The following is a 21,190-nucleotide window of genomic DNA, read 5'->3' on the forward strand; positions in this document are numbered from 1 at the left end:
ATGCCCGTGGCCGGGCATCCACCCCCTTCCTCCCGAACGGGCCGCTCACGCGGCCCGTTCGCTTTCCTGCCGATACCGACGCATGCGACATCCGCAGGCGCTCATTGTAGGAACGGGCCATGCCCGCTCCTACAGAGCATTTCCCATCGCGCCCGTCGGTTGCTCCGGCATGCACGGGATGCGGTAGCCTGCCCTCCGGCCCCCCTCGGACGCAGACCATGGACACGCTGAAAAGCCACCAGCTTTCGATGACGGTGCTGATGACGCCGGACATGGCCAACTTCTCCGGCAAGGTCCACGGCGGCGCCATCCTCAAGCTGCTCGACCAGGTGGCCTATGCCTGCGGCAGCCGCTACGCCGGCAAGTACGTGGTCACCCTGTCGGTGGACCAGGTGATGTTCCGCCAGGCCATCAACGTGGGCGAACTGGTGACCTTCCTGGCGTCCGTCAACTACACCGGCACGTCGTCGATGGAGATCGGCATCAAGGTGGTGGCCGAGGACATCCGCAAGCAGAGCGTGCGCCACGCCAACAGCTGCTTCTTCACCATGGTGGCGGTGGACGACGATGGCCGGACCACCCCGGTCCCGCCGCTGCAACCGTCCACGCCCGACGAGATCCGCCGCTGCGCCGCCGCGCGCCTGCGCCGCCAGCTGCGCGAGGAGATGGAACGGCGGCACGCCGAGCTGGGCGGACGGACGGCGGAAACCGCCTGATCGCCGCGGGCGCGGCGCGCGCCGGCTACAATACGCGCATGTCCCTGATGCAATTCCAGCGGGTCGACTTCAGCGTCGGCGGTCCGCTTCTCCTCGAACACGTCGACCTGTCCATCGAATCCGGCGAACGCGTCTGCATCGTCGGCCGCAACGGCATGGGCAAGTCCACGCTGATGCGGCTGATGGCCGGCGAGCTCAAGCCCGACGACGGCGAGATCCGCGTCCAGAACGGCGTGGTGGTCGCGCGCATGGCGCAGGAAGTGCCGCAGGACACGCAGGGCACGGTGTTCGATGTCGTCGCCCAGGGCCTGGGCGACCTGGGCCAGCTGCTCGCGCGCTACCACCATGCCGTGCACGACGGCGACATGGACGCGATGGGCGAAGCGCAGGCGCAGATCGAAGCCCGGCACGGGTGGGACCTGGACCGCCGCGTGCAGCAGGTGCTGGAACGGCTGGAACTGCCGGAAGAGACCGATTTCGCCGCGCTGTCCGGCGGCATGAAGCGCCGCGTGCTGCTGGCGCAGGCGCTGGTGCGCAATCCCGACATCCTGCTGCTGGACGAGCCGACCAACCACCTGGACATCGAGGCGATCGCCTGGCTGGAGGGCTTCCTGAAGTCCTTCGGCGGCAGCATCGTGTTCGTCACCCACGACCGCAGCTTCCTGCGCTCGCTGGCCACCCGCATCCTCGAGATCGACCGCGGCCAGCTGACCAGTTGGCCCGGCGACTACGACAACTACCTGCGCCGGCGCGAGGAGCGCCTGCATGCCGAAGCGCAGGAGAACGCCCGCTTCGACAAGCTGCTGGCGCAGGAAGAGGTCTGGATCCGCCAGGGCATCAAGGCCCGCCGCACCCGCAACGAAGGCCGCGTCACCGCGCTGAAGGCGATGCGCCGCGAGCGCGCGCAACGGCGCGACCTGTCCGGCAACGTGAAGATGGAAGCCGCCGCCGCGCAGTCCTCGGGCAAGAAGGTCATCGAGGCCAGGCACATCACCCAGGCGTATGACGGCCGGGTGCTGCTGGACGACGTGTCGGCGACCATCATGCGCGGCGACCGGGTCGGCATCGTCGGCCCCAACGGCGCCGGCAAGTCCACCCTGCTCAAGATCCTCCTGGGCGAGCTGGCACCCCAGCACGGCGAAGTGAAGCTGGGCACCGGCCTGCAGATCGCCTACTTCGACCAGCACCGCAGCCAGCTGGACGAATCGCGCACCGCGCTGGAGAACGTCGCCGAGGGCAGCGACTTCGTCGAGATCAACGGCAGCCGCAAGCACATCATCGGCTACCTGCAGGACTTCCTGTTCTCGCCCGAGCGCGCCCGCGCACCGATCACCCGCCTGTCCGGCGGCGAGCGCAACCGCCTGCTGCTGGCCAAACTGTTCGCCCAGCCCTCGAACCTGCTGGTGATGGACGAACCGACCAACGACCTGGACGTCGAGACGCTGGAACTGCTTGAAGAGCTGCTGCTGGACTACAAGGGCACCCTGCTGCTGGTCAGCCACGACCGCGACTTTCTCGACAACGTGGTCACCAGCACGCTGGTGCTGGAAGGCCAAGGGCGGCTGGGCGACTACGTCGGGGGCTATTCGGACTGGTTGCGCCAGCGCCGCACGCCGGCGGCGACCGCCACGGCGTCCGCGCCCGTCAAGCCCGCACTGTCCAGGCAACCCGAACCGGCAACCGCCAAGCGCAAGCTGGGCTTCAAGGAAACGCGCGAACTGGAACAGCTGCCGGCGCGCATCGAAGCGCTGGAGGCCGAGGTGGCCAGGCGCACCGCGGCGATGAACGACCCGGCCTACTACCAGCAGCCCCCCGCCGACCTGCAGCGCGCCAACGAAGAACTCGCCGCGAAGCAGGCCGAACTGGACCATGCCTACCAGCGCTGGTCGGAACTGGATGGCTGAAATCCCGACCCCCGTGTAGGAGCGCCCTCGGGCGCGATGCCTGTGATTCCGATCATTCCCTGCGCAGGAGCATCGCGCCCGAGGGCGCTCCTACAGAAGCAGGGTCGCCTTACCCCGTGTTCTGCACGCCCTGCGACACGCCGTTGATGCTGGCGACCAGCGCGTGCAGCAGCGCATCGTCCTGTCGGTCGCTGTCGCGCCAGCGCTTCAGCAGATCGGCCTGCATCACGCTGATCGGGTCGATATAGGGATTGCGCAGGCGGATGGACAGCGCCAGGCGCTGGTCGTGCTGCAGCAACCATTCGTTGCCGTTGAGCGCCAGCACCCAGCGCAGCGCGGCCGCGTGTTCCTGCTGCACCTTCGGGAAGAACTCCCCATGCAGTTCGCCTGCCATCTTCGAATACATCTCGGCGATGCTCAGGTCGCCCTTGGCCAGCACCATGGAGACATCGTCGAGGAAGGTCTTGAAGAACGGCCACTCGCGCGCCATTTCGCGCAGCGCCTCTTCCCCATGGGCATCCACCGCGGCCTGCAGGCCGGCGCCCACGCCGTACCAGCCGGGGATCACCGCGCGCGCCTGGCTCCACGCGAACACCCACGGGATCGCACGCAGGTTGCCCAGCGCCGCGTCCTGGCCCAACCGGCGCGAGGGCCGCGAGCCCAGCGTCATCCGTTCGATCACGTCGATCGGCGTGGCGCTGCGGAAATAGTCCATGAAGCGCGGCGACTGCACGAACGCGCGATAGGCCTGCGTGCTTTCCTCCGCCACCAGCGCCATGATCTCGCGCCAGCGCGCCTCGCGCGGTTCCGGCGGACGCGGCCGCAGGCTGGACAGCAGCACCGCGCCGACCGACTGCTCCAGCGAACGCAGCGCCAGCGCGCGGATGCCGTATTTCCGGTGGATGACCTCGCCCTGCTCGGTCACGCGCAGGCGCCCGTCCACGCTGCCGCGCGGCGCCGCTTCCAGCGCGCGCGTGGTCTTGCCGCCACCGCGGATGATCGATCCGCCGCGCCCATGGAAGAAGGTCAGCCTGATGCCCAGTTCCTGGGCGGCCTCGACCAGATCCACCTGCGCCCGCTGCAGGCCCCAGCGCGAGGCGGCGATGCCGCCGTCCTTGCCGCTGTCGGAATACCCCAGCATCACCATCTGCACGTTGCCGCGCGCGGCCAGATGGGCCCGGTAGACCGGATCGGCCAGCAGGTCGCGCAGCACGTCGGTGCCATGTCCCAGGTCGTCGATGGTCTCGAACAGCGGCGCGATGTCGAGCGGCACCTGCCCCGCGTGGTCGACCAGTCCGCCCCGGCGCGCCAGCGCCAGCACGGTCAGCACGTCGGCGCGGCTGTGCGCCATGCTGATGATGTAGGTGCCCAGCGCATCGGTGCCGTGCCGCGTGCGCGCATCGGCCAGGGCCTTGAAGACCGCATCAAGCCGTTGGTTGCCTTCCTCGCCGGAGGCCGGCAGGACGGCATCGCCGCTGGCATACGGCCCCAGCAGTGCAGCGCGCTCGACCGCATCGCGCTGCTCCCAGTCGGCATCGCCCAGCGCGGCGGCCACGGCGCGCGCATGCACGCTGGATTCCTGCCGCACGTCCAGCCGGGCAAGGTGGAAGCCGAATGTGCGCACGCGCCAGGCCAGCCTGCGCACCGCAAACCACCCCGCGTGGATGCCGCGGTTGGTTTCCAGGCTGCGCAGGATGAGTTCGATGTCGTGCGCCAGTTCCTCCGGCGAGGCATAGCCCTCGGGCCGGTCTTCCAGCGTGGCGTGCAGGCGCGCGCGCATGAGGTCGTTGAGCAGGCGGTAGGGCATGTCGCCGTGCCGCGGCCGCGACTTGCTGGCGGCATCGGGCATCAGCGCGCGGTAGCGCTGGACCTGCGCGAGGACCTCCTCCGACACGCCCACCATGGACGAGGACTGGCTCAGCAGCGTGGTCAGCTGGCGCAGTTCCTTCAGATAGCGCGCCAGGATGGCCCGTCGCTGCGCGTCCAGCGTGGCCGTCACGGTGCCTGCGTCGACGTTGGGGTTGCCGTCCATGTCGCCGCCGACCCAGGTGCCGAAGCGCAGCACGCGCGGCAGCCGCGCGGTGACCTCGGGCACGGCGCCGTAGACCTCGGTGATGGCGCTCTCCAACGTTTCGTACAGCACCGGGATGACCCGGTACAGCACTTCGATCAGATAGAACCCGACATGCTCGCGTTCGTCTTCCACGCCCGGGCGCACCGGCGAGGAATCGGCCGTCTGCCAGGCCGAGGTCAGCGCCATGCGGAAGCGTGCGGTGTCGGTGGCCAGTTCGCCGGGCGTGCGCGTGCCGTCCAGCCCGTTGATCAGGCTGGCCACCATCAGCTGCTCCTTCTCCAGCAGCGCGCGGCGCACGGCCTCGGTCGGATGCGCGGTGAAGACCGGCTCCACGTCGATGCGCGGCAGCCAGTCGGCCAGTTCCTCCAGGGAGACGCCCTGCGCCTTGAGGCGGACCAGCGCGTCGTGCAGACCATCGGGTTGTGGCCGCGCGCTGCCGGTCCGCTGGTAGTCGCGCCGGCGACGGATGCGATGGACGCGTTCGGCGATGTTCACCACCTGGAAGTAGGTGCTGAAGGCGCGGATCAGCGATTCGGCCTGGGCCGGCGACTGACCCTGGAGCAGTCCGGCCAGCGACTGCGGTGGCTCGCCCGACTGGCGCCGCGCGATGGCGGTGGTGCGCACCCGTTCGACCTGGGCCAGGAAGTCCGGCGATACCTGTTCGGCCAGCATCTCCCCCACCAGGGTCCCCAGGCGACGCACGTCCTCGCGCAGGGGGACGTCGGGCGGGGCAAATTCGAGGCTGCGGGGACTGTTCATGCGCGGCGTGGGGTCGATCGTGGGCCGGAATTGGTATTGTCCTTGCGGACCATTGGTCTGCTGCAGGGCAGCATCCGAAGCCTACCCGATCAGGCCGGGCCGTGCGTCATCGTTTCATCCGGAACAAGCGATATAATGCTGGCCGCCGAGGGGCGCTGCGACCGTGATGTCTGTCCGACAGACAAGCACGGCCAGGCTCGGCAGGAAACCGCAACGGCGCCCGGTCAAGCATGCGAGCCCCGCTCGCCACCTTCCCGGAGCCAACACGATGAACGCCGTACGCAAGTTTTCCACCGAGGGCGACTACAAGGTCGCCGACATTTCCCTGGCCGACTGGGGCCGCAAGGAACTGGACATCGCCGAGCACGAGATGCCCGGCCTGATGTCCATCCGCCGCAAGCACGCCGCCACCAAGCCGCTGAAGGGCGTGCGGGTCACCGGCTCGCTGCACATGACCATCCAGACCGCCGTGCTGATCGAGACGCTGAAGGACATCGGCGCCGACGTGCGCTGGGCTTCGTGCAACATCTTCTCCACGCAGGACCACGCCGCCGCCGCGATCGCCGCCAGCGGCACCCCGGTGTTCGCCTGGAAGGGCGAAACGCTGGAGGAGTACTGGGACTGCACGCTGGACGCGCTGACCTTCACCCTGGCCGACGGCACCCTGACCGGCCCGGAACTGGTGGTGGACGACGGTGGCGACGTCACCCTGCTGATCCACAAGGGCTATGAGCTGGAGAACGGCAGCGACTGGGTCAACACCGCCTCGGGCAACCACGAGGAGCAGGTGATCAAGGACCTGCTGAAGCGCGTGGCCAAGGAGCGCCCCGGTTACTGGACCCGCGTGGTCAAGGACTGGAAGGGCGTGTCCGAAGAGACCACCACCGGCGTGCACCGCCTCTACCAGATCGCCGAACAGGGCAAGCTGCTGGTGCCGGCGATCAACGTCAACGATTCGGTCACCAAGTCCAAGTTCGACAACCTGTACGGCTGCCGCGAATCGCTGGCCGACGGCCTGAAGCGCGCGATGGACGTGATGCTGGCCGGCAAGGTGGCCGTGGTCTGCGGCTACGGCGACGTGGGCAAGGGCTCGGCGCACTCGCTGCGCGCCTACGGCGCCCGCGTCATCGTCACCGAGATCGACCCGATCTGCGCCCTGCAGGCGGCGATGGAAGGCTTCGAGGTCAACACCGTCGAAGACAGCCTGGGCCAGGCCGACATCTACGTCACCACGACCGGCAACAAGGACATCATCACCCTCGAGCACATGCGGGCGATGAAGGACCAGGCCATCGTCTGCAACATCGGCCACTTCGATAACGAGATCCAGGTGGACGCGCTGTACGCCTCCGAGGCCAAGCGCATCAACATCAAGCCGCAGGTCGACAAGTTCGTGTTCCCGAACGGCAACGCGATCTTCCTGCTGGCCGAGGGCCGCCTGGTGAACCTGGGCTGCGCCACCGGCCACCCGAGCTTCGTCATGTCGAACTCCTTCGCCAACCAGACCCTGGCGCAGATCGACCTGTGGGCGAACAAGGACGTGTACGAGAAGACCGTCTACCGCCTGCCGAAGCACCTGGACGAGGAAGTCGCGCGCCTGCACCTGGAGAAGATCGGCGTGAAGCTGACCACGCTGACGAAGGAACAGGCCGACTACCTGGGCGTGGCGGTCGAAGGGCCGTACAAGCCGGACCACTACCGCTACTGATCGCTCCGGCGTTCATGCGTCACCCCCGGAACGGGCGCCTTGTGGCGCCCGTTCCGCATTCCACCCAGCGAGTGTCCGTCGCGCGCCTTCATCCGCAACCATTTCGATACCGCTGGGCGCTTGCCTCGCTAAGGGGATCATCGCAAGCTTGGCCGCCGTACCGTCGCCCAGGCCTGTGCCTGGGCTGCGGCGCAACGACCCAGCACCGGGAGTGGACATGCGCAGCGAACAGGGAAGCGGCGGCACCGCGCAGCCCGACAGCACGACGGCGACGGACACCGGACCTCGCTTCGGAGAAAAGGCCGGCTACGGCATCGGCGACTTCGGCTTCAACCTCTATTGGGCGAACATCTCGGCCTTCCTGCTCATCTTCTATACCGACGTGATGGGCCTGGCGGCGGCCGCCGTCGGCACCATGATGCTGGTCACCAAGATCGTGGATGCCGTCACCGACCCCCTGATGGGGGCACTGGCGGATCGCACCCGCAGCCGTTTCGGCCGCTTCCGTCCCTACCTGCTGTACGGCGCGTTGCCACTGGCGTTCACCGGCGTGCTGACCTGGACCGTGCCCGACCTGGGTGAGGGCGGGAAACTGGCATGGGCCTATGCGACCTTCACCCTGATGATGCTGGCCTACACCGTGCTGAGCATTCCCTATTCCGCACTCTCCGGCGTGATCACCGCCGACAGCCAGCAGCGCACGCAGTTGATCAGCTTCCGCTTCATCGCCGCCTTCGCCGGCACGATGGCGGTGAACTGGCTCACGCTGGACCTGGTGCGCTGGCTCGGGCGCGGGGATGAGGCACTGGGCTGGCAACTGACCCTGTCGCTGTACGGCGTGATCGCCACGGCCGTGTTCGTGACCGTATTCCTGACCACGCGCGAGCGCGTCGCGCCGCCGCCGCAGCAACGCAGTGCCGTCCGCCAGGATGTCGTCGACCTGCTGCACAACCGGCCGTGGATGGTGCTGTTCGCCCTGGCGCTCGTCATCATGGTGACCATCGTGATGCGCGGCGGCTCGCTGGCGTACTACCTGAAGTACCACCTCGGGCGCCCCGACCTGACCGGCCTGTTCCTGGGCATGTACGCGCTGGCGCTGGCGGTAGGCGCCGGACTGACACCGCTGATGACGCGCCACGTGGACAAGCGGCGGCTGATGGCGTGGCTGATGGCCGGCGTGGGCGTGGTGAGCTGTGCGATGTTCTTCGTCCCGCCCGAGTCGGTCTGGCTGATGTTCGCGCTCAACCTGCTGGTCGGCCTGATGCTGGGGCCGAAATCCCCGCTGGCGTTCTCGATGTACGCGGACTGCGCCGATTACACCGAGTGGAAGACCGGCCGGCGCGCCACCGCGATGACGTTCGCCGCGGCGACGTTTTCGCAGAAGCTGGGCGGCGCGCTCGCGTCGGCCACGATCGCGTGGATCCTGGCCGGCATGGGCTATGTGGCCAATGCGGCGCAGTCGGACGCCTCGCGGTTGGGCATCGTGCTGCTGCTGACGGTGATCCCGGGCTGCGTCGCACTGCTGGCGGCCTGGGTGATGCGCTTCTATCCCCTGGATGGCGCCACGCTGGCGCAGGTCCAGGCCGAACTGCGATCGCGCCGGGAGGCCTCCGCATGACGGATGCCCCGTACGGGTTCGAAGCAGGCGGCCGGCGGTTCGTCCTGACCAGCCCCACGGCGATGCCCGCAGCGTCCACGTTCCTGTGGAACCGGCGGATGCTGCTGCAGCTCAACTGCCGCGGCTTCGCCACGGCGCAGTTCACGCAGCCGGAGCCGGCCAAGTATGCGCATGCGCCGACGCTGGAAGCCAAGACCTTCATGCAGCCGGAGCAGCCGTATTACGCGCATCATCCGGGTCGCTTCTGTTACGTGAAGGACGAGGAGGACGGCGGCCTGTTCTCGGTGCCGCACGAACCGGTCCGCCGCACGCCGGAGGCGTTCGCGTTCTCGGTGGGACTGAGCGATGTCGCGTGGCGGGTACGCTGCGCAGGCATCGAAGTGGAGATGGCCGTCGTGCTGCCTGTCGACGACGTGGCGGAACTGTGGACCCTGCGTGTACGCAACCGTTCGGGTCGCCGCCGCCGCATCAGCCTGTATCCCTACTTCCCGGTCGGCTACATGTCGTGGATGAACCAGTCCGGCCGCCACCGCGCCGACCTGGGCGGCATCGTCTGCGACAGCGTCACGCCCTACCAGAAGGTGGAGGACTACTTCCGCCACCGCGACTTCAAGGACCGCACCGTCCTGCTCTACGAGCGGATGCCCGATGCCTGGGAGGCGAACCAGGCGCAGTTCGAAGGCGAAGGCGGGCTGCATGCGCCGGACGGCATCGTCGGCAGCGAGCGCCTGGGCGGGGGCGACGCCGCCTACGAAATGCCGACGACGGTGCTGCAGTATCGCGTGGCGCTGGCCGACGACGAGGTGCAGGAGTACCGCTTCGTGTTCGCACCCGCGCGGGACGACGACGGGATTCGGCATCTCCGCGCCCGACATCTGTCGGCGGCGGGTTTTGCCGAAGCCGGCACCGGCAGCGCGACGCACGTCGAAGCGGGTTCGGGCTGCCTGCGCATCGAGACGCCCGATCCGTGGCTGGACGCCTTCGCCAACCACTGGCTGCCCCGGCAGGTCTTCTATCACGGCGACGTCAACCGCCTGACCACCGATCCGCAGACCCGCAACTACATGCAGGACCACATGGGCATGGGGTTCCTGCGTCCCGAGGCGGCACGCGCGGCGTTCCTGCACGCGCTCTCGCAGCAGGAGCCCTCGGGGGCGATGCCCGACGGCATCCTGCTGGTCGAGGGCGCCGAGTTGAAGTACATCAACCAGATCCCGCACACGGACCATTGCGTGTGGTTGCCGATCTGCCTGCGCGCCTATCTGGACGAGACGGGCGACGACGCGATCCTCGATGCGATGGTCGCCGACCGCGAAGGCCATGCCGCCCCCGTCGCCGAGCGCATCACCCGCGCCATGCGCTGGCTGCTGCAGGCGCGTGACGCACGCGGCCTCAGCTATATCGCACAGGGCGACTGGTGCGATCCGATGAACATGGTCGGCTGGCGCGGGCGCGGCGTGTCGGGCTGGCTGACGCTGGCCAGCGCCTACGCATTGAAGCAGTGGGCGGACATCTGCGCGCGCCGCGGCGATGAGCGGCTCGCCGACGAACTGCGCCTGGGCGCCGAGGCATGCAACGCCGCCATGAACGCGCACCTCTGGGACGGCGACTGGTACGGGCGCGGCATCACCGACGACGGCGTCGCTTTTGGCGTCAGTGCGGATCGGGAAGGCCGCATCTTCCTCAATCCGCAGAGCTGGGCCCTGCTCGGCGGTGCGGCGGATGCGGGCCGGCAGGCGCGCATGCTGGATGCCATCGACACGCACCTGGTCTCGCCCTATGGCGTGACCATGTACGACCCGCCGTACACGCGCATGCGCGAGGATGTCGGGCGGGTGACGCAGAAGTTCCCGGGCACCGCCGAGAACGGCGCGGTCTACAACCATGCGGCGGCGTTCTACCTGTACAGCCTGTACCAGATCGGGGATGCCGACCGCGCCTGGCAGGTGCTGCGCGCCATGTTGCCCTCGCCCGCACCGGCCGACTGCCTGCAGCGCGGCCAGTTGCCGGTGTTCGTGCCCAACTACTACCGGGGTGCCTGGCGCCTGTATCCGCGCACCGCCGGCCGCTCCAGCCAGTTGTTCAACACCGGCACGGCAGCCTGGCTTTACCGCTGCCTGGTGGAGGAACTGTTCGGCCTGCGCGGAGACGGCGATGCCTTGCGGATCGAACCGCACCTGCCCTCGCACTGGCCTTCGGCGCGCGCCTCGCGCCGCTTCCGGGGCGCGATGTTCGAGGTCGCCATCGAGCGCATGCCAGGACTGGCGCAGGCGCGCGTGGCGCTGGATGGCGTCTGGCAGGACGACACGGCCATCCGCGGTTTCGAGGCCGGCCGCACCTACCAGGTGCGGGTGGAAGTACCGGCATGACCGCACGCGCGGGCGTCGTCGTGGTGATGGGCGTGTCGGGCAGCGGCAAGACCACACTGGCGCGGGCCCTGGCCGATGCCTGGCCGGCGACGTTCCTGGATGCCGACGACTTCCACAGCGCGGCGGCGAAAGCGCGCATGGCCGGTGGGCAACCGCTCACCGACCGCATGCGCGCGCCCTGGGTAGCCCGCATCGTCGCGGACCTGCAGCGCCGCGTGGCGGGGGGCGAGCGCGTGGTGCTGGCGTTCTCCGGCCTGCGCCGACGCCATCGCGACCGGCTGCGCGCCAGCGGGCTGCCGTTGCGGTTCCTGTTCCTGCAGGGCGACAGGGCGTTGGTGGCCGCTCGCGTGCTCGCACGCCGTGACCACTACATGCCGGCGGCACTGGTGGACAGCCAGTTCGCCGCCCTCGAAAACCCCTGCAATGAAGTCGATGTCTTCCCGATCCCGATGGAAGAGGCTCCCGCCGTCCAGCTGGACCTGGCATTGGCGAACATGGAGACGTTCGCGGATTGACAGGCCCTGCATCCACCCGACAGGTATTCACACGCATCCGGATGAAGAGATATAATCCGGGCATACGACTGGACGCCGCCATGCCCTCCATCAGCTTCGAGTTCTATCCGCCCAAGACCGATGAGCAGCGCGCCCAGCTCGATCGCACCGCCGAGAAGCTGAAGGCGCATGCGCCGGACTACGTGTCCTGCACCTTCGGCGCGGGCGGCTCCACGTTGAGCTACACCTCCGAGACGGTGCGCCATCTCAACCAGCACCATGGCTTCGATGCCGCGCCGCACCTGTCGTGCGTGGGCGGCAGCCGCGAGGAAATCCGCGAACTGCTGCGGCTGTACCGCGCACTGGGATGCAGGCGCATCGTCGCGCTGCGCGGCGACCTGCCCTCCGGCATGGGCCACCCGGGCGACCTGCGCTACGCCGCGGAGCTGATCCAGTTCATCCGCGCCGAACACGGCGACACCTTCCACATCGAAGTCGGCGCCTACCCCGAGACGCACCCGCAGGCCGAGGATGCCCTGACCGACCTGCGCCACTTCAAGGCCAAGGTCGAGGCCGGCGCCAACGGCGCGATCACGCAGTACTTCTACAACGCGGATGCGTATTTCCACTTCGTCGACGCGGCACGCAGGCTGGGCGTGGACATCCCGATCATCCCGGGCATCATGCCGATCTCCAATTTCGCCCAGCTGCGCCGCTTCTCCGAGGCCTGCGGCGCGGAGATCCCGCGCTGGATCGGCAAGCGCATGCAGGCGCTGGGCGACGACGCGGAGGCCATCCGCGACTTCGGCGCCGACGTGGTGGCCGGCCTGTGCGAGCGGCTGATCGCCGGCGGCGCGCCGTCGCTGCACTTCTACACGCTGAACCTCGCCAAGCCCACCCAGACCGTCCTGTCCCGGCTGGGCTGGGCGGACTGAACACCCGGGCGCGCCATGCGCCCCACCCGCACGTGAACGGCGGTCGCAATCCGGGCATGCGCACAGTGACCGGATGGCAGGCCCGGATTACGCTGCGGGCATGCGCTTTCCGCTTCTTCTCCTCGCCAGCCTGTGCCTGTGGGCCGCATTCGATCCAGCACCCGCCGAAGCGCAGCAGCAGGGCGTGCAACGCTGCACGACGATGGCCGGCGACACCGTCTACACCGACAAGAACTGCGAAGACATCGGCGCGATGGATCGGCTGCCTTCCGCCGGCAGCACAGGGCCTTCCTCTACGGGCGCGCTCTATCGCGGCGGTTGCTCGCGCACGCTGAGCGACCTGGTGGCGCAGGTGTCCATGGCGATCACCGCCGGGGACGTCAACCGGCTTGCCGGCGTCTACCACTGGAGCGGCGTCTCCGATGCCGCCGCCCTGCGGATCCTCGACCAGTTGGACGCGGTCGCCCAGCGCCCGCTGGTGGACATCGTGCCGGTGCACCCGGCCCCCGCGCCGATCCTCGATGCCGGGGGCGCCGTCGTCGACCCCAACCGGGACGGCTATTACCCGACATCGGCACAGCGCACGCGCCCCGTGGGCCTGCGCATCGTGCAGACGCTGAAGAACGGCGCCACGCCCTCGAACACCACGTTCGGACTGCGACGCGCCTACAACTGCTTCTGGATCACGCTGTAAGCGCGTTGCCGTGGGCGCTTCAGGCGCGCGCCGGATGGGCCGACGACGCCTCGCGCGTCGGCGAGAAGCGGAGTGTCGCCACCACCCCTTTCGATTCGCCCGGCCGTACCCCGACCTCCCAGCCGTACAGCGCACACAGCCGGCTGACGATGGACAGCCCGATGCCGCCGCCCTGCGAGTGGCCGGCATGCGTGCCGCGATAGCCGCGCTCGAACAGGCGCGCGGCGTCCTCCTTGCTCAGGCCTGGCCCGGAATCGACCACTTCCACCGCATCCGGCAACAGGCGGACCACGACCTCGCCTTCCTTGGTGTACTTCACCGCATTGCCGATCAGGTTGCCCAGCGCCACGGAGAGCGCGGCCTCGGGAGAATCGACGCGCGCGCCCTCCTCGCCCTCCACGCGCAGCGTCAGCGGCTTGCCGCCCAGCGTGGCGCGATGGGCGTCCAGCAACTGGTCCACCACGCGCGCCACGTCGGTGTTGCCATGGCCACGCTCGTTGCGCGACAGCAGCAGCAGCGCACTGATCAGGTCGGTGCACTGCTGCTCCGCACGCTGGATGCGCTGGATGCGGGTGCGCGTCTTCTCGTCCATGTCCGGCCGCGACAGCATCAGTTCCACCGAGCCGCGGATGATGGCCAGTGGCGTGCGCAGTTCGTGGCTGACGTCGGCGTTGAACTCGCGGTCGCGCTGGACGACTTCGGTGAGGCGTTCGGCGTAATCATCCAGAGATTTCGCCAGTTCGCCAACCTCGTCTTGCGGGAAATGCGGCGCCAACGGACGCGGATTGCTGCTACCTCGATAGGCACGAAGGCGGGAAGCCAGCTCCGAAACCGGACTCATTACCTTCGATGCCGACCACCATCCCAGCGCCAGCGACAAGGCCACGAACACGAGCACCGCTAACGATAGCCACCACCACAAACGTTGCTGGGCGATATTCGCCCTGCGCGTGTCGTAAGCGAGGTAGTACCAGGCGTCGGGTGTCTTGCGCAATGCAACCTTGTACGACAGTAGTTGATTGGCCTCGTCGGTACCGGTGTAGCTGGAAATGCCCTCCGGCATGCTGACCCATTGCGGGTAGTCGGCAGCGAGACGAGCCATCGAGCCCGGGTCATTCGGATTCACGACCCGACCGTACATCTGGTCGACCGCCAATGTGGGCTTGGCATCCGGATTGCGCTGATGCATGCGCACGTATTCGTCGATGTTCCGATTCATCACGTCGTCAACCAGCTGGTTCTCGACGTACTTGCTTGCCCAGAGTGCAGCAAACGCGAACAGCGTGGTCAATCCGAAACCCAACAGGACGAACGACAGGATGATGCGGGTGCGCAGCCGCCGCCGGAAGCGGCGGTGGCGGCGGGGTTTCGGCGAATCAGCTGCTGGCATCGGGTGCGGCGATGCGGTATCCGATGCCATGGCGGGTCTGGATGTACGGCGAGTCGAACGGCTTGTCCACCACGGCGCGCAGGCCGTGGATATGCACGCGCAGGGAGTCCGAATCGGGCAGTTCCTCGCCCCAGACGCGGGTTTCCAGCTCCTGGCGCGTCACCACCGCAGGCGAGGCCTCCATCAGCGCCTGCAGGATCTTCAGTGCGGTGGGGTTGAGCTGCAGCAGCTTGCCCTGGCGGCGCACTTCCAGCGTATCCAGGTTGTATTCCAGTTCGCCCACTTCCAGCACGCGCGTCTGCACGCCCTTGCCGCGACGGGACAGCGCGTTCAGGCGCACCTCGACTTCCTGCAGCGCGAACGGCTTGATCAGGTAGTCGTCGGCACCGGAATCGAAGCCGGCCAGCTTGTTGTCCAGTGAATCGCGTGCCGTCAGCATCAGCACCGGCGTCTGCTTGCGCGCTTCGTTGCGCAGCTTGCGGCAGACCTCCAGCCCGTCCATGCCGGGCAGGTTGAGGTCGAGCACGATCGCGTCGAACTCGTGCACGACCGCCAGGTGCAGGCCGGTCACACCGTCGGCCGCGAAGTCGACGGTGTGGCCACGCTCTTCCAGATAATCGCCGAGGTTGGCGGCGATGTCGCTGTTGTCTTCGATGACGAGGATGCGCATGGTTGGGTTGCTCGGCAAGGCGCTCAGTATCCGGGGCAACTTACGTTGGGCACGCAGACCACCCGCATATTGCGACGCAAGGCACCCTGGCTCTCCTCCCTGTCCCGGCGGCGCTCGGCCACCGTCTTGCAGGTATTGGTAATGCGATGCGAGCCCACTTTCTTCTCTCGGGTGCACACGAGGCGGCTGTCCTCGTGCGCGCGGGTCAGAATCGTGTTGACCAGTTCCTGGTCGTTGAACACCTTGGCCTTGTCCTCCGCGGAAAGCTGATCCACGCCGCCTGCCTTCTGCAGGGCGTCACTGATGCGGGTCAGCGCATTGCGAACCTCGACCTGCTCCTCCGGCTTGATCTCGGCATAGGTTTCGCCATTGCCCAGGTCGGCGATGATCTTCTCCTTCTGCCGTTCGAAAGGCACCGTCACGTTGAGCTGCTGCGGCGCGTCGGAAGCACCGCCCGAGGCGGCATTCATGGAGGCTTGCGCTACTGGAATGGCCAGCAGCATGAGGGAGACCACAAACAGCTTACGCATCCTTTCACCTCGTTAAAGAGAATGGGCCCACCGGTGCGCCTCCATCTTCGTGGAAGCAGAGAACTCATGCGCGCCGGGGTGGACAGCGCGTCAGCAGTCGATTCTTGCATAGGTAACTACGGCTACGCCAAGAATTCCAGAAAAAACAAGGCCCAAGCGGGTGGACGCCCGCTTGGGCCAAAGTAATGCCCCGATTACCGTAATCCTGTGCTTTCCAGATGAATCCACCGGGAGGAACGCAGAGCTGCGGTCCGGGAGAGGCTACGCGGGGAGCGATTAAACACCCGTTAAAAGGAGCGTTAAATCCATGTGAAAGAACGATCAGCCGCCCTGTTCAGCATGGGTCGCCAGGTGCTCCACGATCCTGCCCGCCACGTCCACGCCGCAGACCGCCTCTATGCCCTCCAGGCCGGGCGTGGAATTGACCTCCAGCACCAGCGGGCCGCGCTTGGCCCGGATCAGGTCCACGCCCGCGACCCCCAGTCCCAGCACGCGCGCGGCCCGGATGGCCACGGCCCGCTCCTCTTCGGTGGCCGCCACGTGCAGGGCCGTGCCGCCCCGATGCAGGTTCGAACGGAAATCCCCTTCCGGCGCCTGCCGGCGCATGGACGCCACCACTTCATCGCCCACGACGAAGCAGCGCAGGTCGGCCCCTTCCGCCTCACCGATGAACTCCTGGACCACGAAACTGGCATACAGGCCGCGCAGGGCCTCCACCACGCTGCGCGATGCCGAGGGCTTCTCGGTGAGCATCACGCCAGCGCCCTGGGCCCCTTCGTTCAACTTGATGACATGGGGGGGCGGGCCGAGCATGGAGAGCAGGTCGGAGGTGTCGTCGGGGTTGTCGCCGAATACGGTCACCGGCAGGTCGATCCCCTGCGCGGCCAGCAGCTGGTGCGCCCGCAGCTTGTCGCGGGCGCGCAGGATGGCATCGGACGGATTGGGGCTGTAGGTGCCCATCAGTTCGAACTGCCGCAGCACCGCCGTGCCGTAGCGGGTGATGGACGCGCCGATGCGGGGAATGACGGCATCGTAGCCGGCCAGCGAGCGGCCCTTGTAATGCAGCTGGAAGCCGGAGGAGGCGATGCGCATGTAGCAGCGCAGCGGGTCCAGCACCCGGACCGTGTGGCCGCGCTGGCGGGCGGCTTCGACCAGTCGGCGGGTCGAGTACAGCTTGCTGTTGCGCGACAGGATGGCGAGCTTCATGGACGCGGGATCACCTGGGCCGCGTACAGCATCGCACGCCCGGAAGGCCGGGCGATGACGGCGGAAGCGAGAGGGGGATGGAGCGGGTGATGGGAATCGAACCCACGCTAGCAGCTTGGGAAGCTGCAGTTCTACCATTGAACTACACCCGCGCGGACGACCGAAGTCTATGCCGCGCGGGGGGACAAGGCAATGCGGCGCCGGTGGCCGGCGCCGCATCGTTCAGCCATCTCAGAAGCTGCCGCCCAGGGTCATGAAGGCGGTGGTACTGGTGCCGCCGCCCTGGTTGACCGTCGTGGTGACACCCAGGTTGGCGTCGAAGCCGAACAGCCGGGTGCGGGCGCCCATCAGCAGGGTGCCGTAGCCGTCGTCCGTATCCAGCCCCGGAACGGCATAGGCGCTGGTGCCGGGCAGCGACAGGGCCTGGGCGAACACCTCCTCGGCCGGATCCTCGAACTCCTTGTCCACCGTCAGCCGTGCATACGGCTGCAGGTGGTCGTTGATCGCATAGCTGAACTCATAACCCGCGCTGCCGATCAGCGAGTCGAAATCCTGGTCCGGATAGGCCAGCGCGCTGGAGTTGACGTTGCTCTCGCTGTAGCCGTCCATCTCGATGGTCTGCGACACCACGCTGATCACCGGGCCGTGGCGGAACGCGCCCTCGCCCCACTGGTAGCCGGCGCTCAGGCCCAGGCTCAGGTTGGTGCCGTCCGGCGAACCGCTGTGGCGGCGGGTCACGTCGCCCAACTGGACTTCACGGTCCACATCGTAGGAGATCCAGCTGTAGCTGACCTGCGCGTTGGCCCACAGGCGGTCGCCATACCAGCCGGCGAAACCGCCCAGCGTGGCGTCGGATTCATCGAAGCTGCCACTGCGCTGGCCGAAGTCGTACTCCGCCCGGCCATAGCCGGCGAACGCACCGTAGACCAGCGAACCCCGCGACCAGTCCACGCCGAACGTCCCCATCGGGCCGGCGCCGTCGTACAGGTCGCCGTGACCGTAGCGCAGGAAGTCGCCGCGCAGGTCGCCCCACCAGCGCATGCCGTCGGCCTCGGGCTTGCCGGCCACGTGCGAGGCCACCCGGTCGGCGCGCGCGCGCCCGTGCACCGAGGCGGTGTACGGCAACAGCGCGATCTGGCGCGGGCCTTCCAGCATGGCCACCGCGTACTGCGACAGGATGCTGTGCGCCCTCGAGGTGGGATGCACACCGTCGGCGAATACGTAGGTGTCCGGCGCGTTCGGGGTGACGTACGAGGTCGGATTGCAGGTCAGCGAGTTGGCGGTGATCTGCGGCTGGCAGGCCGTGCCGGTGACGTTGGCGAAGCCGTACTCGGCCGGGCTTGCGACGATTTCGCGCAGCAGGGAGAAGGTGTCCAGCGGAATGACCCGCAGGCCGGCCGTATCGATCGCATCGAACAGCGCGGCGTTGTAGGTGGCGGAGAGCTGCGTGCCCGCGGCGGCCGCGGCGGCACCCTGTGCGCGGAAGCCCGGCGTCACGCCCAGATCCGGAATGGTGGGCACCAGGATGTAGCGCGCACCTGCGTTCTGCAGGGTGCCGATGAGGCCCACCTGCGCAGTCACCGCGCCGCCGATCGTGGTGGTGGGATCGGCGCCACCGCTGGTGATGGCGAACAGATCGTTCGCACCGCCCCAGACCGTGTAGAGCGCGTTGGGGTCGGCACGGCCGCCGGTCGAGGTCAGGTAGGTGTTGACCTGGGTGGCGAGGGAGGGGATGGGACCCAGCGCACCGGAGGTGTTGGTGCCCACGCGCGCGCCGCCGGCGGCGTAGTTGGTGCCCACCTGGCCATTGCCATTGGCGTAGGCGCTGGTGCCGTAGTACTCGGCCAGGTACTGCGACCAGACGAAGCCCGGGTTGGTGGTGAACTGGCCGGTCACCGCCTGCACGGACGCCGGCAGCAGCGGGCGGAAGTAGCCGGCGTCGGTCAGGCTGTCGCCGAAGAACACGGTCTGCGTATACGGGCCGTCCTGGGCCAGGACGGGGGTTGCCGCCATCGCCAGCGCGATGGCCAGCAACGAACGGACGGGCGAGATGGAACGCTTCATGGAATCTCCCGGGGCAATGGATGATGGACTGCGCGCCGGCTCTGCCGTACGGCTGCGCATGGCGCGCATCGTTCCACCAAACGCGGCCGGCGCACACGCTGCAATGCGGCAATGACACCCGCCATGGGCGACAATGCCGGCATGGACATCCAGTTGAACGGGCAGCCCCATGCCCTGCCCCACCCCGGCACCCTTCTCGCCCTGCTCCAGCAGCAGGGCCTGGCCGAGCGCCGCGTCGCGGTCGAGCTCAACGGCGAAATCATCCCGCGCAGCCGCCATGCGCAGACCACGCTGAAGGATGGCGACCGGGTCGAGATCGTGCACGCGCTGGGCGGCGGTTGAACCCCCTGGCTGTGTCGGCCCGCGCGGCGCCACCCCGCGCCCGACATCGGCGATAATCGCCGCATGTCCAACACCGCCCCCCATGACCCGCTGGTGATCGCGGGCAAGACCTACCGTTCCCGCCTGCTGACCGGCACCGGCAAGTTCAAGGACTTCGAGGAAACCCGCCTGGCCACCGAAGCCGCGGGCGCCGAGATCGTCACCGTCGCCATCCGCCGCACCAACCTGGGCCAGTCGCCCAACGAGCCCAACCTGCTCGATGTGCTGCCGCCGAACCGCTACACCATCCTGCCCAACACCGCCGGCTGCTACACCGCCGACGATGCCGTGCGCACCTGCCGGCTGGCCCGCGAACTGCTCGACGGCCATACGCTGGTGAAACTGGAAGTGCTGGGCGACCAGAAGACGCTCTACCCCGACGTGGTGCAGACCCTGGCCGCCGCCGAGAAGCTGGTGGCCGACGGCTTCCAGGTGATGGTCTATACCAGCGACGACCCCATCCTGGCCCGCCGCCTGGAAGAGATCGGATGCGTGGCGGTGATGCCGCTGGCCGCGCCGATCGGCTCCGGCCTGGGCGTGCAGAACAAGTACAACCTGCTGGAAATCATCGAGAACGCCAAGGTCCCGGTGCTGGTCGACGCCGGCGTCGGGACCGCCTCCGATGCCGCCATCGCCATGGAACTGGGCTGCGACGGCGTACTGATGAACACCGCCATCGCCGGCGCGAAGCATCCGGTGCTGATGGCCAGCGCCATGAAGAAGGCCGTGGAGGCCGGTCGCGAGGCCTTCCTTGCCGGCCGCATCCCGCGCAAGCGCAATGCCTCCGCATCGAGCCCCATCGACGGACTGATCGGCTGATGACCGATCCGTTCTCCAGCCCCGGCGCGAAAACGCCGCCCAAGCCCTTCACCCTGACCGAGGGGCGTCGCGAGGTGCGCAGCTTCGTGCTGCGCCAGGGGCGATTCACCGAGGCGCAACAGCGTGCCTTCGATACCCAGTGGCCGCGCTTCGGCCTGGACTACACGGGCGAACCACGCGATTACGACGCGGTGTTCGGCCGCAGCGCGCCCCGGGTGCTGGAAATCGGCTTCGGCAACGGCGAAGCCCTGCGCTTCGCGGCCCGCCACGACAAGGACCGCGACTACATCGGCCTGGAGGTGCATGCCCCCGGCGTGGGCCGCCTGCTGAACGCGCTGGCCGAGGACGGCAGCGACCATGTGCGCGTCTACCACCACGACGCGGTGGAAGTGCTGCAGCACGAAGTCGGCGACGGGTCGCTGGACGAGGTGCGCATCTACTTCCCCGATCCGTGGCACAAGAAGCGCCACAACAAGCGCCGCCTGGTGCAGCCGGAATTCGCCGCGCTCCTGGCACGCAAGCTGCGCCCGGGCGGGCGCCTGCACTGCGCCACCGACTGGGAGGCCTATGCCCAACACATGTGGGACGTGCTGGACGCCACCCCCGGGCTGGTCAACCGCGCCGGCCCGCGCGGCAGCGTGCCGCGCCCCGACTGGCGCCCGCAGACGCATTTCGAGACCCGCGGCCAGAAGCTGGGCCATGGCGTGTGGGATCTTGTGTACGACAAGCCGGGAATGGGGAGTGGGGAATAGGGAATGGATGCGATGACCCGTCCACGTCCTCCTGCATGTAAAGGGCCGCTGAGCCGGGGCGCCCCCGCCGATTCCCGATTCCCCATTCCCGATTCCCGCCTGCCGTA

Annotated in this window: 17 protein-coding genes, 1 tRNA gene and 1 riboswitch; of the genes, 11 read left to right on the plus strand and 7 right to left on the minus strand. The window is 68.1% G+C overall.

What is annotated here, in order from left to right:
- Positions 1–218 precede the first annotated feature (218 nt).
- On the plus strand, positions 219–716 hold the full coding sequence (locus MUU77_RS14985; RefSeq protein WP_245088475.1) for an acyl-CoA thioesterase: 498 nt from the start codon (positions 219–221) through the stop codon (positions 714–716).
- 38 nt (positions 717–754) lie between these two features.
- Positions 755–2,620: an ATP-binding cassette domain-containing protein gene (locus MUU77_RS14990; protein ID WP_245088477.1), complete on the plus strand. Its 1,866-nt coding sequence runs from the start codon at positions 755–757 to the stop codon at positions 2,618–2,620.
- Positions 2,621–2,729: 109 nt separating this feature from the next.
- On the opposite strand, the gene ppc is transcribed toward MUU77_RS14990, so the two are convergent.
- Positions 2,730–5,453 (minus strand): phosphoenolpyruvate carboxylase, encoded by a 2,724-nt coding sequence (gene ppc / locus MUU77_RS14995; RefSeq protein ID WP_245088479.1) that lies wholly within the window; start codon positions 5,451–5,453, stop codon positions 2,730–2,732.
- A 141-nt stretch (positions 5,454–5,594) separates the two neighbouring features.
- Positions 5,595–5,682, plus strand: a riboswitch (S-adenosyl-L-homocysteine riboswitch).
- Positions 5,683–5,721: 39 nt separating this feature from the next.
- On the opposite strand from ppc, the gene ahcY reads away from it, so the two are divergent.
- The 6 genes from ahcY to MUU77_RS15025 all read left to right on the plus strand — a co-directional run bounded on the left by ahcY (position 5,722) and on the right by MUU77_RS15025 (position 13,271).
- A complete protein-coding gene (ahcY, locus tag MUU77_RS15000; RefSeq protein WP_245088481.1) occupies positions 5,722–7,161 on the plus strand; it encodes an adenosylhomocysteinase in 1,440 nt (479 codons plus the stop codon).
- Between the two features lie 217 nt (positions 7,162–7,378).
- A complete protein-coding gene (locus tag MUU77_RS15005) occupies positions 7,379–8,779 on the plus strand; it encodes an MFS transporter (protein WP_245088483.1) in 1,401 nt (466 codons plus the stop codon).
- Entirely contained in the window at positions 8,776–11,148 is a 2,373-nt protein-coding gene (locus MUU77_RS15010) for an NdvB protein (protein WP_245088485.1), read from the plus strand. The genes MUU77_RS15005 and MUU77_RS15010 overlap by 4 nt, the downstream gene beginning before the upstream one ends.
- Positions 11,145–11,663, plus strand: a complete 519-nt coding sequence (locus tag MUU77_RS15015; protein WP_245088487.1) for a gluconokinase, GntK/IdnK-type — start codon at positions 11,145–11,147, stop codon at positions 11,661–11,663. Before MUU77_RS15010 ends, MUU77_RS15015 begins: the two co-directional genes overlap by 4 nt.
- 80 nt (positions 11,664–11,743) lie before the next feature.
- A complete protein-coding gene (gene metF, locus MUU77_RS15020; protein WP_245094536.1) occupies positions 11,744–12,577 on the plus strand; it encodes a methylenetetrahydrofolate reductase [NAD(P)H] in 834 nt (277 codons plus the stop codon).
- Between the two features lie 100 nt (positions 12,578–12,677).
- Positions 12,678–13,271: a hypothetical protein gene (locus tag MUU77_RS15025; protein WP_245088489.1), complete on the plus strand. Its 594-nt coding sequence runs from the start codon at positions 12,678–12,680 to the stop codon at positions 13,269–13,271.
- Positions 13,272–13,290: 19 nt separating this feature from the next.
- On the opposite strand, the gene MUU77_RS15030 is transcribed toward MUU77_RS15025, so the two are convergent.
- The 6 genes from MUU77_RS15030 to MUU77_RS15055 all read right to left on the minus strand — a co-directional run bounded on the left by MUU77_RS15030 (position 13,291) and on the right by MUU77_RS15055 (position 19,098).
- The gene (locus MUU77_RS15030; RefSeq protein ID WP_245088491.1) at positions 13,291–14,661 is read right to left on the minus strand and encodes a HAMP domain-containing sensor histidine kinase; all 1,371 of its coding nucleotides are present in this window, start codon (positions 14,659–14,661) and stop codon (positions 13,291–13,293) included.
- Positions 14,648–15,331 (minus strand): response regulator transcription factor, encoded by a 684-nt coding sequence (locus MUU77_RS15035; RefSeq protein ID WP_055936695.1) that lies wholly within the window; start codon positions 15,329–15,331, stop codon positions 14,648–14,650. The genes MUU77_RS15030 and MUU77_RS15035 overlap by 14 nt, the downstream gene beginning before the upstream one ends.
- A gap of 23 nt (positions 15,332–15,354) precedes the next feature.
- Entirely contained in the window at positions 15,355–15,861 is a 507-nt protein-coding gene (locus tag MUU77_RS15040) for a hypothetical protein (RefSeq protein ID WP_245088493.1), read from the minus strand.
- Positions 15,862–16,182: 321 nt separating this feature from the next.
- The gene (gene rimK / locus MUU77_RS15045) at positions 16,183–17,067 is read right to left on the minus strand and encodes a 30S ribosomal protein S6--L-glutamate ligase (protein WP_245088494.1); all 885 of its coding nucleotides are present in this window, start codon (positions 17,065–17,067) and stop codon (positions 16,183–16,185) included.
- A 78-nt stretch (positions 17,068–17,145) separates the two neighbouring features.
- Positions 17,146–17,219: transfer RNA gene (locus MUU77_RS15050), tRNA-Gly, on the minus strand.
- Positions 17,220–17,298: 79 nt separating this feature from the next.
- Positions 17,299–19,098 carry an autotransporter domain-containing protein gene (locus MUU77_RS15055; protein WP_245094554.1) on the minus strand — a complete coding sequence of 600 codons (1,800 nt, stop codon included), beginning with the start codon at positions 19,096–19,098 and terminating at the stop codon, positions 17,299–17,301.
- Positions 19,099–19,272: 174 nt separating this feature from the next.
- Here MUU77_RS15055 and thiS point away from each other — a divergent pair, with 174 nt between their 5' ends.
- The 3 genes from thiS to trmB all read left to right on the plus strand — a co-directional run bounded on the left by thiS (position 19,273) and on the right by trmB (position 21,083).
- The gene (gene thiS / locus MUU77_RS15060) at positions 19,273–19,473 is read left to right on the plus strand and encodes a sulfur carrier protein ThiS (protein WP_162109028.1); all 201 of its coding nucleotides are present in this window, start codon (positions 19,273–19,275) and stop codon (positions 19,471–19,473) included.
- Between the two features lie 63 nt (positions 19,474–19,536).
- Positions 19,537–20,331 (plus strand): thiazole synthase, encoded by a 795-nt coding sequence (locus tag MUU77_RS15065; protein ID WP_245088495.1) that lies wholly within the window; start codon positions 19,537–19,539, stop codon positions 20,329–20,331.
- Complete coding sequence (gene trmB, locus MUU77_RS15070) at positions 20,331–21,083, plus strand: tRNA (guanosine(46)-N7)-methyltransferase TrmB (protein WP_245088496.1); 753 nt, start codon at positions 20,331–20,333, stop codon at positions 21,081–21,083. The genes MUU77_RS15065 and trmB overlap by 1 nt, the downstream gene beginning before the upstream one ends.
- The last annotated feature ends 107 nt before the right edge of the window (positions 21,084–21,190 follow it).

The sequence above is a fragment of the Pseudoxanthomonas sp. F37 genome (assembly GCF_022965755.1).
Lineage (GTDB): Bacteria > Pseudomonadota > Gammaproteobacteria > Xanthomonadales > Xanthomonadaceae > Pseudoxanthomonas_A.

Coding starts and splice junctions, on each gene's coding strand:
- metF (WP_245094536.1), top strand. CDS start 11,744: ATGCCCTCCATCAGCTTCGAGTTCTATCCGCCCAAGACCGATGAGCAG.
- MUU77_RS15040 (WP_245088493.1), bottom strand. CDS start 15,861: ATGCGTAAGCTGTTTGTGGTCTCCCTCATGCTGCTGGCCATTCCAGTA.
- MUU77_RS15015 (WP_245088487.1), top strand. CDS start 11,145: ATGACCGCACGCGCGGGCGTCGTCGTGGTGATGGGCGTGTCGGGCAGC.
- ppc (WP_245088479.1), bottom strand. CDS start 5,453: ATGAACAGTCCCCGCAGCCTCGAATTTGCCCCGCCCGACGTCCCCCTG.
- MUU77_RS15025 (WP_245088489.1), top strand. CDS start 12,678: ATGCGCTTTCCGCTTCTTCTCCTCGCCAGCCTGTGCCTGTGGGCCGCA.
- thiS (WP_162109028.1), top strand. CDS start 19,273: ATGGACATCCAGTTGAACGGGCAGCCCCATGCCCTGCCCCACCCCGGC.
- trmB (WP_245088496.1), top strand. CDS start 20,331: ATGACCGATCCGTTCTCCAGCCCCGGCGCGAAAACGCCGCCCAAGCCC.
- MUU77_RS15035 (WP_055936695.1), bottom strand. CDS start 15,331: ATGCGCATCCTCGTCATCGAAGACAACAGCGACATCGCCGCCAACCTC.
- MUU77_RS14990 (WP_245088477.1), top strand. CDS start 755: ATGTCCCTGATGCAATTCCAGCGGGTCGACTTCAGCGTCGGCGGTCCG.
- MUU77_RS15065 (WP_245088495.1), top strand. CDS start 19,537: ATGTCCAACACCGCCCCCCATGACCCGCTGGTGATCGCGGGCAAGACC.
- MUU77_RS15005 (WP_245088483.1), top strand. CDS start 7,379: ATGCGCAGCGAACAGGGAAGCGGCGGCACCGCGCAGCCCGACAGCACG.
- MUU77_RS15010 (WP_245088485.1), top strand. CDS start 8,776: ATGACGGATGCCCCGTACGGGTTCGAAGCAGGCGGCCGGCGGTTCGTC.
- MUU77_RS15030 (WP_245088491.1), bottom strand. CDS start 14,661: ATGCCAGCAGCTGATTCGCCGAAACCCCGCCGCCACCGCCGCTTCCGG.
- MUU77_RS14985 (WP_245088475.1), top strand. CDS start 219: ATGGACACGCTGAAAAGCCACCAGCTTTCGATGACGGTGCTGATGACG.
- ahcY (WP_245088481.1), top strand. CDS start 5,722: ATGAACGCCGTACGCAAGTTTTCCACCGAGGGCGACTACAAGGTCGCC.
- rimK (WP_245088494.1), bottom strand. CDS start 17,067: ATGAAGCTCGCCATCCTGTCGCGCAACAGCAAGCTGTACTCGACCCGC.